General features: G+C 40.4%; 9 protein-coding genes. All 9 read left to right on the top strand.

Features of this window, described 5'->3' with window-relative positions:
- The first annotated feature begins 82 nt into the window (after nt 1-82).
- The 9 genes from IPM71_12695 to IPM71_12655 all read left to right on the top strand — a co-directional run bounded on the left by IPM71_12695 (nt 83) and on the right by IPM71_12655 (nt 13631).
- A complete protein-coding gene (locus IPM71_12695) occupies nt 83-3370 on the top strand; it encodes a glycoside hydrolase family 9 protein (GenBank protein ID QQS50431.1) in 3288 nt (1095 codons plus the stop codon).
- 169 nt (nt 3371-3539) lie between these two features.
- Nucleotides 3540-4430, top strand: a complete 891-nt coding sequence (locus IPM71_12690) for a glycosyltransferase (GenBank protein ID QQS50430.1) — start codon at nt 3540-3542, stop codon at nt 4428-4430.
- Between the two features lie 160 nt (nt 4431-4590).
- Entirely contained in the window at nt 4591-5337 is a 747-nt protein-coding gene (locus IPM71_12685) for a WecB/TagA/CpsF family glycosyltransferase (protein ID QQS50429.1), read from the top strand.
- A gap of 72 nt (nt 5338-5409) precedes the next feature.
- Entirely contained in the window at nt 5410-6192 is a 783-nt protein-coding gene (locus IPM71_12680) for a polysaccharide export protein (protein QQS50428.1), read from the top strand.
- Nucleotides 6193-8646 (top strand): polysaccharide biosynthesis tyrosine autokinase, encoded by a 2454-nt coding sequence (locus IPM71_12675; protein ID QQS50427.1) that lies wholly within the window; start codon nt 6193-6195, stop codon nt 8644-8646.
- A gap of 24 nt (nt 8647-8670) precedes the next feature.
- Nucleotides 8671-9837 carry a glycosyltransferase family 4 protein gene (locus IPM71_12670; GenBank protein ID QQS50426.1) on the top strand — a complete coding sequence of 389 codons (1167 nt, stop codon included), beginning with the start codon at nt 8671-8673 and terminating at the stop codon, nt 9835-9837.
- Entirely contained in the window at nt 9830-11011 is a 1182-nt protein-coding gene (locus IPM71_12665) for a hypothetical protein (GenBank protein ID QQS50425.1), read from the top strand. Before IPM71_12670 ends, IPM71_12665 begins: the two co-directional genes overlap by 8 nt.
- Entirely contained in the window at nt 11004-11900 is an 897-nt protein-coding gene (locus tag IPM71_12660; GenBank protein QQS50424.1) for a glycosyltransferase family 2 protein, read from the top strand. The genes IPM71_12665 and IPM71_12660 overlap by 8 nt, the downstream gene beginning before the upstream one ends.
- A gap of 315 nt (nt 11901-12215) precedes the next feature.
- On the top strand, nt 12216-13631 hold the full coding sequence (locus IPM71_12655) for a sugar transferase (GenBank protein ID QQS50423.1): 1416 nt from the start codon (nt 12216-12218) through the stop codon (nt 13629-13631).
- Nucleotides 13632-13671: the final 40 nt, after the last annotated feature.

Below are 13671 nucleotides of genomic sequence, written 5' to 3'. Positions count from 1 at the left end.
CCAAGTTTGCAACAATAAAGAAGGGCAATCGCTGTTAGCAAATAACCACAAAAACCAAGGCGATAACACAAAACTACTAACCATGCGAATTAGATTTACCATTTTACTTGCAAGCCTTCTACCACTAATGGTTTCAGGGCAATCACTTACCAGCCAGATTCGGATTAATCAGCTGGGCTATTTTCCATCAGCCAAAAAAGTAGCCATTGTAAGGGGCACATCTGGCTCAACCTTCTCAGTGGTAGATGCCACTACCCAGACTGTTGTTTTCAACGGCAATTTAAATGCAGCTAAATACTGGTCCTACTCCGACGAGAATGTAAGGATAGCCGACTTTAGCAGCTATACTTCACCGGGCAACTATTATGTGGTAGTTTCGGATTTGGGTAAATCCTACGATTTTGTTATTAGTAGCGATTTGTACACTGACCTTGCCATTGTAAGCACCAAAGCATACTATTACCAACGGGCTTCTACCGATTTGCCCGAAACGTATGCTGGCATTTGGCACCGTGCTGCCGGACATCCCGACGACCAGGTTATTGTGCATGCCTCTGCTGCTACGCCTCAAAGACCTGCCAACACTCTTATTAACACTTCAAAAGGATGGTACGATGCAGCCGATTACAATAAATACATTGTGAATGCTGGCATTTCAACCTTTACCTTTTTGCACCTATACGAAACCATGCCGTATTATTTTACCAATATCGATTTGAATATTCCGGAAAGCGGCAACAGCATCCCTGATATACTCGACGAAGCGCTCTATAATATCGAGTGGATGATGTCCATGCAGGATCCTAACGATGGTGGCGTATACTTTAAAACAACTAACCAGGATATGGATGGTTGGGCCATGCCCGAAGATGCTACTACAGCAAGGTATGTTGTACAAAAATCAACAGCTTCCACCCTCGATTTTGCTGCCATTATGGCCATGTCGGCCCGTATTTTTGCCGATTTCGAAACTGAATTGCCTGGATTTTCAGCTACCTGTCTGGCAGCTGCCCGCAGTGCCTGGACCTGGGCCAATGCCAACCCCAACATCCATTTCGACCAGAATGAGATGAACCAAAACTTTAGCCCTTACATTGAAACCGGCGATTACCCCGACGATACCTTTACCGATGAATTCAAATGGGCGGCTGCAGAATTGTACATTACTACCGGCGAATCGCAGTTCTACGACCGTATTGGAATCAGACAGGGCGACTGGAATGACATTAGTGTACCAAACTGGCAAAAAACAAACACACTCGGTTTGCTATCGCTCATTACCAACAGCAGCCAACTATCGGCCTCTGACAAAACATTTTACGAATCGGAGTTAATCAATCTGTGTAACGATATCACTGCCGAATACAATCGGTCAGCCTACAATACCTCCATGGGGATGTACGATTGGGATTTTACCTGGGGTAGCAATGCCATAGTAGCAAATCAGGCCATGATGTTACTGGATGGACACCGTATCGATAGCACTTCAGGATATTTAGATGCAGCCATAGCGAATATGGATTATCTGTTAGGAAAAAACCCTCTTAATAAATCCTTTGTTTCAGGAATTGGCACAGACTACGCTCGAAACATACACCACCGTCAATCTGGTTCTGACAACATCGACGAACCAGTGCCAGGATTTCTGGTTGGAGGTCCCAATCCCTGGGCAAGTGACGGATTAAGCTATCCTTCGGAGCTTCCGGCTAAGAAATACATCGACGATAAAAGAAGCTGGGCAACCAACGAAATAACCATAAACTGGAATGCTCCACTGATGTATGCAGCCCACACAATTACTTCAATTATGGAAGGTGTAACCCCACCTCCGCCTCCGGCAAACAGTGCTCCAGTTATACTGATTAATTACAATGAAACAACTGAAAGTGGACAAACAGTAAACTTAGATGCATCTGGAACCTTTGACAACGACGGAGATAACCTTACTTATACCTGGTCCTCTGCCGATGGAATTGTGTTCAGCTCCACCTCAGCATCGCAAACAAGTTTTGTAGCACCTACAGTGAGCAGCGCAACAGCACTTAGCATTACCTTATCTGTAAGCGATGGCGAGGCTGTTTCGACAAGAAACATAACAATAACAGTAAATCCTACAACAGTTACACCCAACAATGCACCGGTTATTGTATTAGACTATATGAGCAGTGCACAAAGCGGTCAGACTGTAACACTCAATGCGGCAGGTAGTTTCGATGCCGATAGCGATGCGCTTACTTACAGCTGGCAGACTAACAGCCCATCAGTAAGCCTGAGCAGCACAAATGGAGCCTCCACTTCTTTTGTTGCTCCTGAAGTAACCGCAGCAACAGTTGTGAGTGTAAGCCTGGCATTGTCCGATGGTGAAGCCACTTCAAACAGAACGGTAAGCATCACTATAAATCCTGCTCAAACAAGTGGAGGAAATACTGCTCCGGTAGTAACCATTCAATACGACATCAATGCATACAGCGGTTATGTAACCTCCATAGATGCATCTGACTCTTACGATCCTGATGGCGATGCATTGAGTTTTAACTGGTCAACAGAAGAAAATGTATTTATCTCTTCGAATACAACACCGTCTATTTCTTTCCTGGCACCAGAAGTAACAGAGCCTACGCCATACAAATTCCAGATCGAAACAAATGACGGTAGCATAAGCAGCCTGAGAGAAGTTGAAATTACCATTTTGCCTTATAAACCCGAGTTAAGCGAAATACAAATTGTATCGGTGAATGCGAGTGGTTACGAAGGCAATAACTATCCGGAGAATGTAATAGACAACAACAAATCTACTGCATGGCAAATCAGAGGAAGCGAACAATGGCTCGTTGTAAAGACAGCCACCCCTGTTGAAATCAATCACTTCAAACTAAGTGTAAAAAACGGTATCGAGAACAATGCTTATTTCGAGGTATATGCTTCGCAAGATGGAATAGACTGGGAACTTGTAATGGGCCAGGAAGAATCATGTGGCCTATCGGAAGACTATCAGGTATTCGACCTTCCAAGCACCAAGGCAGAAACCACATTCAACTATTTTAAACTGGTTGGCCAGGGAACTTCAAACGACAATGTAAACTCTTATTCTGAATTGAAACTTTATGCCAACCAAAATACATCGGCTGGCAAAGAGATAAGTAAAGAAGATATCCTGGAAGTATTCCCCAATCCGGCTCAGGTAAGCTTCTTTGTAGACTTAAAAGAAGATTCGAATGTAAGGATAATAGGCATGAATGGCCAAATCGTTTACCAGCAGCAAATGGCTAAAGGAATTCAAACCATAGATGTTAGTTTCCCTGCTGGAAACTACCTGGTTCAGGTACTTTCTGAAAGTCAGATGATATCGCAATCGCTGGTAATAAAATAAGCATTCGAAGAAAAGACATACCTGTTCACCAGTTGAAACAGGTTGTATATAAAATCAATTCTGAAATCCTCTCTCCGAAATTTTCGGGGAGAGGATTTCTTGTATCTTTGCATCTGTACTAAACTCTTTCCTAAGTTTGCCAAGCAATCAAACCTCTACTATATCCTCTATGAAAAGCATTTCCATCATTATCCCATCTTATAATTCTATTGAAACCATTTCTTACACCCTCGAACATATTTTTGCATTAAGCAATTTCGAACGTATCAAAGAAGTCATTGTGGTCGATTCTTCTGATGATCAGCTTACCAAAGAGTACCTTGAAAACTTCAAGGGGAAAGGATACCGATTGATTACTTCCGGAATAAGGGTAATACCTGCCATACAACGTAACATTGGCGCAAAACAAGCTTCAGGCGATGTGTTGGCTTTTATCGATTCAGATGCTTACCCGGATAAGAATTGGATTTCGACTATTCTCGAGGCTTCGGAAAGAGGTATCCTGATTGGTGGCGGAAGTTACAAACTACCCGAATTTCAGCTTAACAATAAAATTGCCATTGCACAATATTACCTTCAGTTTAACGAATACCTTCCTGTTGGCGTATCCAATGAGCGAAGCTTTTTCCCCTCGTGTAACCTATTTTGCGACAAACAACTATTCGACAGTGCAGGAGGGTTTCCGGAGGTAAGAGCGTCGGAAGATACCCTCTTTTGTTTAAAGACAGGTAAATATGCCCGCCTGGAATTTCAGCCGCAAGCCATGGTGTATCATATTTTCCGCACCGACAAAAAGAAATTTTACCGCAACCAGGAACTTTTAGGAAGGTACGTTTTGGTATACAGACGACAATACTATAACAGCACGATGTATAAAGGAATATTTCCCTTACTTACTGCTCCTATGGTGTTTTTAATTAAACTTTTCAGAATAAGCCAACGGGTTTTTAAAGCAGGCCCTGAGCACCGGAAATTGTTCCTGAAAAGTATAGTCAACTTTAAAATTGGACTTATCTATTGGATAAAGGGATACATGTTTGCAGGCAGTAAAAATGTATAATTAAAACAATCCTTGTTCACATAACTTTTTTTAGGTAGATAACATCCATAAAGTAAAGCATGTAATTCGTCAAAAATACCTGTGCCTTCCAGTCAATTTTTCGATCTTTGCGCCAAAATCAAGTCATAGAAAGGCTTAAATAGAATCCTATTTCTACTTTATGCAAAAAACCAGCTTTTACAACCTTAGCCTTAATATACTGGACACGCCAAAATGTCTCGAAATTTGTTCGGATTTTTTGATGGGTAAACAATGCCGCACCCTTTTCTTTATCAATGCGCATTGTTTTAATATGGCTCAAAAAAATGAAGCCTACAAAATTTGTCTTGACAAAGCCGATTTAGTACTAAACGATGGCATTGGTATTGAACTCGCAGCAAGATATAGCGGTATCAGCCTACCTGAAAATATGAATGGCACCGACCTGATTCCGAAAATTATTGAAATGGCTTATAATCAGAATAAAAAGTTCTTTCTGTTAGGGGGACAACCGGGTGTGATTGAAAAAACCAAAGAGGTATTAGAAAAAAAACACCCCGGGATAAAAATTGTCGGTAGTCACAGTGGGTATTTCGATTCAGCTGAAAATGAAAAAATTATAACTGAAATCAATAACTCACAAGCGAACCTGTTAATTGTGGGCATGGGAGTGCCAAGACAGGAGATATGGATCATGGAAAACCTCGAAAGATTCAACCAACTCAAACTGGCTATTGGAGGTGGGGCCATTGTCGATTTTATTGCCGGCAAGGTAAAAAGGGCACCACTTTGGATTCAAAAAATAAAGATGGAATGGTTTTATCGTTTTATACACGAGCCCAAGCGCTTGTTCAAGCGCTATTTTGTAGGAAACTTTGTATTTTTCATGTACATAATACGCTTAAAATATTCTGTAAAAAATCAGTAATTCCCTAAAAAACAGCTACAAGCTATAACTACGAAATTCATATATTTACGGGCAATGATAGAAGAAAACCCTATGAAACATTCAAACCACCTGCTTCGCAATAGCTTTGTGCTTTTGCTCATCTTATGGGTCATGCAATCGTGCATACCTCATCAGAAACTAAAACTGGTGCACGAACCCCAACTTTACAACGATAGTTTACTCTATAATACCCTTTATAACGAGAAAGAAATACTTCCATATGATAACCTGTACATTAAAGTATACAGTACCGACGAGCGGACACAAGCTTTGTTTTCTGAAGGGTACAGTTCCATTGCCAATGTCGACCCTCGTTTAATCAGCTACACAGTCAATGATTCAGGATTTCTTAACCTTCCTTTTACAGGCCCGATTATGGTCAGCAATCTTACGTTAAAGGAGGCCCAAACCGAGATTCAAAGTCAGCTAAGCCGTTTTTTAAAGAATATTTCTGTTACAGTAAGGTTTGTTGGCAATACCATCACCATTTTAGGCGAAGTGAACCGACCCGGAGAATATGTGTATTACGACGATAAAATAAGTTGCTTTCAGGCACTTGGGCTTGCTGGCGGCGTGGCCAGTTATGGCAACCTTACCAATGTTACACTTTTGCGAGAGATGAACGACGAAATTAAATTTTATGTACTTGATTTAACACAAAAGGACATTGTAGAATCTGCAATGTATTACCTTCAGCCTAACGATGTGATAATGATAGAACCTATTAAAGCAAAGTATTCCAGTTTAAGAAGTTACAACAGTCTGTCCATAATCCTATCTTCTCTTACAACACTTGCCCTTATTATTACCACCTTTAACTTAATTCCGAATTAAATGGAAAAACGATCTGAAGATATTCTTAAAACCGGTACAGATTTTCAAAAAATAATTGACACCCTCTTAAATTATAAGAAAGTATACCTTGTTACAGTGGGTATCTTTTTGTTTTTTGCTGTGTTAATGAACATGCTTGCCAAACCGATATACCGCAACAGTACAACCATTTACTTCTCGGAGCAAGACCGAACTAATCTCCTTTCTGGCCCCGATGTATTGCAAGGTTTTAGTTTTATGGGCAACCAAACCGACATGGAAAACCAGCTTGAATTGTTCAATTCGTTTGGTTTAGTGCGCGAAGCCCTTATGCGCCTTAATTATCAGGTCTCGTATTATAGGAAATATTCCAGTTTTCCAAAAAAATACCTGGGTGGTAATACCAAATACCTCGAAGATGTTCACACGAACCTTCCATTTAAAGTAACTCTCGACAAGTCTCACCCTCAGGTAGTATACAGCCTGTTCGAAGTAAAAATTCTTGACGAAAAAAGATATGTCTTAACCAGCAAATCAGAAGCAAAACCATTATTCAATTACATCGATAACAAACAGCTTAATATCATCGAAGGCTATGTGATTCATGACACCCTAAAATTCAATGAACGCTTGCAGCATCCCTATTTTTCGTTCGAAATAAGCTCTACTCAGGCACTTACACCTCAATCCTATGGCAAGGTATTTTATTTTCAAATGAACAACCTTAACCACCTAACAGCGGAATACCAGCAAAAAATGCGGGCAGAATTGGTGAAGCCACAGGCCACTCTGATACGAATATCCCTTACAGGGGGCAATATTGAAAAGATCTCAGATTTTCTGAACGAACTGACCAATTTATACCTCGATGTAAATGTGGAAAAGAAAAATAAGGTAGCCCTGAGCACCATCGATTTTATCGATGGACAAATTGCTGATATATCTGACTCGCTCGTAAAAGCAGAAGCTAACCTTCGCAATTTCAGGTCATCGAACCAAGTGATGGATTTAAGTTTTCAAGGGCAGGAAGTATTGAGAATGCTGAATGAACTTGAATCACAAAAGGCACAAACCGAAGTGCAAATTCGCTATTACGAATACTTGAAAACATATGTGGTGAAGAGCCAGGATATTTCGCGGCTCAAAACCCCATCGACCATGAATATTGTCGACCCCGTTTTAACTGAACTCATCAGTAACTTACTCACCCTTAATGCCGAACGTACCCGTTTACTGGACGATAAAACCAACAACAATATTTTTCTCGAAGACATCGACAGGCAAATAAGGGGAACCCTCGAAAGTATTTCCGACAATGTCGAAAACAGCCTGAATACCCTAAAAATCAGTTTGAATGAAATCGAATACCGGATCAATAAACTTTCGGCACAAATATCGGGTATGCCAAGAACAGAACTCCAACTCAAAGGCATTGAACGCGAATTCGAGATAAACGACGAGATCTATACCTTTTTGCTACAGAAACGAGCCGAATCGCAAATTATCCGTGCTTCGAATTTTCCGGACTACGAAATTGTTGACCCAGCACGCGTATTAAGCTACAACCCTATTGGCCCCAAAAAGAAGATCAATCTGGTAATTGCCATCATCATGGGTATTTTCCTTCCATACACCTTCCTGACCCTGCGCGATATGCTCAATAACCGTATCAGCCGACACGAAGATATAGAATCGATAAGCGATATACCCATTCTTGGCAACATTTACCATAACGATACCGGCCTGCCCAATGTAATGCGCAACGCTGCCGATTCGGCCGTTGCCGAGTCGTTCCGCTCCTTGTACATGAACTTCGATTTTTTCATCAAAGGCCGCGATCAGAATATTATTGTAGTTACCTCCTCGCTAAGTGGCGAGGGAAAAACCTTTACTGCAATTAACCTTGCGGGTACCATTGCCTCTTTTGGTAAAAAAACAATTCTTATTGAATACGACCTTCGTCGCCCGAGCATCAGTAAATCCATGAAATTGAACAGTCAGATTGGCACTACTTCGTATCTAATTAATAAAAGCCTGATTGAAGACCTGATTATCAAAACCGATGATCCGAATCTTGATATCATCACAGCAGGTCCCGTACCGCCAAACCCAAGCGTGTTGATTGCCAGCGAAAAAACGAAGGAATTGATTCAGTTGCTGCTCAATTATTACGACAACGTGGTAATAGATTCGGCACCAGTAGGAATTGTACCCGAAACACTCTTCCTGATGAAAATGGCCAATATCAACATCCTTATAGCGCGTTACAATAAGTCGGTTAAAACAGTATTCCGAAATACCGTTAAAAACCTTAAAAGAAACGAGATAGAAAACCTTACCGCTGTAATAAACGACATTGATATTAATAGCCAATCGTATAAACACTATTACGATAAAAAGTATTATCATCCGGGAGCCAATGCAAAAAAGGCACTATTAAATGTTCGATTCTTAAAGAAAACTTCCAAATCCTAAAATCAAGCAATTTTGCAAACTTCTATGCGTGTAACAATTATTGCCAACGGATTTCAGGAAGATTATACTGTGAACCTGATCAATGCACTGGCCGATGAGGAAGGCTTAAAGGTCGATTTTATTGGTTCGGATATCTATTTAAACTATCCTATAAATAGGCGAATTCATTACCACAACTTAAGAGGATCTCATGACGAAAAAGCTGGGAGAATTGAGAAGGTAAAACGAATTTTCAGGTATTATCTCAGGCTATTGCATTTTATTCGACACACCGATTCGAAGGTATACCATATTCAATGGTTACGGTTCTATTTCATCGATGGAATTTTGCTGCCCACATTGCTAAAACTAATGGGCAAGATTGTGATTTATACTGTGCATGATGTATTGCCACACAGCCAGGAAACACCAAAAATGAGAAGGCTTTTCAAACGTATTTACCGTAAAATGGACCACCTGGTAGTTCATACCGGATACATCAAACTGCGCTTACAAAACGAGTTTAAAATACCTGAAAACAAAATTTCTGTTGTCAGGCATGGTGTGTATTCTTTACAGTTAAGCGAAGACCTCACAAAAGAGTCGTGCCGAAAAGCCATGGAATTGAAGGAGAAAGACATTGTGCTTCTTTTTTTTGGTTACATCACCCAATACAAAGGTCTGCCGCTACTGATTGAGGCTTTTAACACGCTAAAACCCAAACATTCCAACCTAAAGCTGCTGGTGGCCGGGAAAGTTAGCAAAGACTACCAGGATAGCTTTGAACAAATAAGAGCAGGAATCTCCTCCAACGACATTCAGATCACAACAAAATACCTCGAAGACACCGAAGTAGAACAACATTATAAGGCTGCCGACATGGTAGTGCTTCCCTACCTCGAAGCCTCACAAAGTGGGGTTATGTTTATTTCTTATGCCTATGGCAAGCCAGTAATAGCTCCAAATTTTGGAGGTTTTCCTTACGACATCGAACTCGGGAAAACCGGATTGCTTTTCGAAAAACAAAATACTGCCGACCTGGCTGCCCAGATCGAAAAAGCCATTGTGCTATTCTGTCCACCAGCGCCCTCACCACATGAATATATCACGCATTTTGCTAAGGAGAATTACAGCTGGCGTAATAGCGCAATGGCACTTCATAAAATTTATCAATCCTACTTAGCTAAAAACCAGCAACAATTAAATGTTTAAAACCCCCATAGTTTTAGCGGTAGTCCTTTGTTCGTTGGTATTTTTCAGGTTAATTTTCCTGGGAGAAAGCCTTTTTAACCTGATTCAGATTGGCGGTGTTTTGATCATTGTGGGAGTACTCTATGTTCAGTTTTTTTTTGATAAAAGTAAAAGGCTTGTTCAACATTTTCGAACCGAAATTCTCTTGTTGTTTATAGCGGTAATGCTTAGTACCATTACCCCATGGCGCGATTACAATCAATCATTTGCAACTACCCTACTGGCGCAAAGGCATTTATATTTTATTCTGTTTTATTTTATGCTGCATAGCATCAAACCGTCGGCGAAACAGATTGAGCAGGTCTTTCTCGCGGTAGGCTTGTTGTATTCAGTCTTCTCGTTCATTCAATATTTGGTCTTTCCCCAGATGTTATTCGATGTAAGGGCGAGTATCGATCGGGGTACTGTACGAATCTTTCTACCTGGTAATTCGTTTGCAATCATTGCACTTTTTTTATCCATGCACTACTTTTTTAAAACCTATAAAAAACGCTATTTGGTAATTATGCTTCTGATATTTAGTGTCTTTATTCAGCAAGGCACACGCCAGGTGCTTTTTAGCGTAGCATTTGGCACCATCATGTTTATTTTGTTTAACCGTATGATTAAGACTAAACTCTTAATATTTGTATTGGTAAGTCTTTCGCTTATCCCTCTCTACTTTGCCTTCGAAAGCATTTTTAGTGAAATGTTTGCTGTAACGGCTGAGCAAGGAGAGCGATTTGAAGACAACGTCCGCGTAAAAGCAGCATTGTTCTATTTAACCCATTTTAAACACGATATTTGGGGATACTTGCTTGGTAGCGGTATGGATAGTCAGAAGAACATTTATGGAGTTTTAATCTTGCACTACAAGCTCAATTTAGGCTTTTACCTCGAAGATATTGGCATTGTGGGTGAGTTTGTTCGTTTTGGTGTGCTTTTTATTGTAGCCGAGATAGCTATTATCGTAAAAATATTCCGGAGTAAAATCCCGAATAATATGCTATACATTAAAATATATACCCTTATTATGTGTATGACAATATTTACAGGGGCTGGTTTTTTTATTTTCAGCATATCGATGATTTCATTAATGCTATACCAGATCGATTTAGCCTATAACGAAAAACAAAATATGATCAACTATGAATAGAATTGCTATCATTATTCCCGTTCACAATGGCCTGGCGTACACTAAGAAGTGTTTGAAAAGCCTCGAAGAATCGTATGAACATGTAAACAAAGAAAACTTTTTTACCATACTGGTCGACGATGGATCCAGCGATGGTACTTCCGAATGGGTTTCGGACAATTATCCAAACGTGATCATCTGCAAAGGTGACGGCAACTTATGGTGGAGCGGTGCTATAAATGTAGGGTGTAAATATGCCCTGGAAGAGCTTAAGGCCGATTACATGGTATGGTGGAACAACGACATTGTCACCGAACCTTCGTATTTTCAGAACCTTGAAAAACTACTCGAAACAACCGAGAAAGACATCCTAATTGGTTCGAAGGTAATGGTACTCAACCCACCCAACCTTATTTGGACCATGGGATGCAAATTTGATCCTTACACCGGTGAGCGCAGAATGTATGGTTTCTTCGAGCCCGATTCGGAAGAATACAACCACGTGTGGGATGTTGATTGGCTTACAGGAATGGGCACAGTGCTTAGCAAGGAGATTTTGACCCAGGTAGGATGGTTGAATGAAAAAGATTTTCCGCATTATCACGGCGACAGCGACTACAGTTATCGGGTTAAACTGGCAGGTTTCCGGTTAAAAGTTTACCCGGAAATACGTATTTGGAACGATGTGGTCAATACAGGACTCATTCACAAAGGAAGCTTTAAAATGCTTTGGAAATCGTTGGTCGATATTAAATCGAATTTTAACATTAAAAAAGAACTGCTCTTTTATAAGTATTACGCGAAATCGATAAGAGCCTATTGGCCTGTGTTTAAAAGTTATGCCCGGTACATAGGAGGTTTTTTCAAATGGAAAATCCTTAACCTGCTAGGTTTAAAAAAGAAAGACTAGAGGTAACTCATTTCACCGGTGGTGCAGCTTTAGGGCTGTCTCCCGGTGAGATGAGCTATCACTGTCAACCCATGGTCAAAGCAACTTATTTCGACTCACTGAAAAGCTCCGATTTTTGCAAATACAAAGCATTCAAGTCAAAAATCAAGCGAAAAAAAACTCCTCAGAATCTCCTTTCTGAAATTACATTCGTCTAACGAATAAATCCATTCACTGGCAGTCGCTTTCTTTAATCAGGTTTATCGGTGCATTTGTCAAAATATTTTATCCAAATGCCCTATTCCACGTAGATTTACGTAGATTTTAAACCAAACTATGAAACCAATTAAGGCCCTCATCCGCAAATACGCAAAAGTAATACAAAGGAGCCTTGACCTTTTTATTACTGTAGTATCCTACTTCGGCGCACTCTACCTTATTTCAAAAGTAAATGGTGAAAAACTTACAATTAATGCCGATATCATTTACCTTTTGCTGCTTGTACTGCCTACCTGGGCAATTTTAATAAAGACAACCAACCTGGCCCAGATACCACGTTCAAGGACTTACTTATCGATTTTCTTCCGTATTCTCAATTTTAACCTGGTAGGTCTTCTGGTATTGCTGATCTACAAGCACTTGTTTAATCTCGAAATGCTGTCGCACCAGTTTGTACTTGCTTTTTCGTTTATTAACTGGATATCGCTGTTTACACTTCGCATGACCACATTCCGCATTGTGAAATCGTTCCGTGCCAATGGTCATAACATCCATAACATTGTAGTAATTGCCGACAAGGATTCCGAAGAACTCATCGACAGCATACTCGACCACAAAGAATGGGGTTATCGCATTGTAGCTATTTTTAGCGACTCAAGCCACATTCGTAGTACATATTCACCTCTAATCAGGGTTCTCCCGGAACGCTCGAATATTAAAAACATTTTAAAAGTCGATATTATTGACGAGGTGCTTTACTGTAAAAACACCATAGATCTTGAGAAAGTAGACAGACTGATTGAGGCTTGTAAAGAACTTGGAGTTACCTTTAAAGCAAAAAGCAAAGTGATGCCTGTAAATCACGCTAAAGTAAAACTAACGCATCTCGAAAAAACTCCTTTTCTTACTTTTATCAATACTCCGAATAACTCCCTGCGTTGGGCCTGGAAATCGATCAGCGATTTTATGATTTCAGCCATTTTAATGTTTTTCCTTTCTCCGCTTTTTCTAACTATCAGCTTGATTATCCGCGCCACATCGAAAGGGCCGGCTATGTTCAAACAAAAACGTGTAGGACTTCATGGTCGCCAGTTTTATATTTACAAGTTCAGAACCATGGTACAAAATGCGGAAGAGTTAAAAGCTAAATTGATGGCAATGAACGAAAGCGATGGTCCTACCTTTAAAATGAAACATGACCCACGCATAACTGCAATTGGAAGATTTCTTCGCAAAACCAGTATCGATGAGCTACCACAATTAATTAATGTGCTCCGGGGCGAAATGTCGCTTATAGGACCACGTCCGCCACTGCCCAGTGAAGTAGCACAATACGAAGACTGGCAATTGCGTCGCCTTTCTGTAAAACCTGGTATTACCTGTACCTGGCAGATCATTCCGAACCGCAATGAGGTTGTATTCGAAAAATGGATGAAACTCGATATGGAGTACATCGATAAATGGTCGTATAAATCAGATTGGCAACTTTTCTTCCGCACCATCAAATCGGTTCTTGTGAACCGGGGTTACTAAGAAAAATCCTCTAAAAAATACAAAAAGCTGCTCTGCGCAA

It is taken from the genome of Bacteroidota bacterium (assembly GCA_016699695.1).
Classification (GTDB): Bacteria; Bacteroidota; Bacteroidia; order Bacteroidales; family UBA10428; genus UBA10428.
This window is presented reverse-complemented; position numbering and strand designations above follow the sequence as displayed.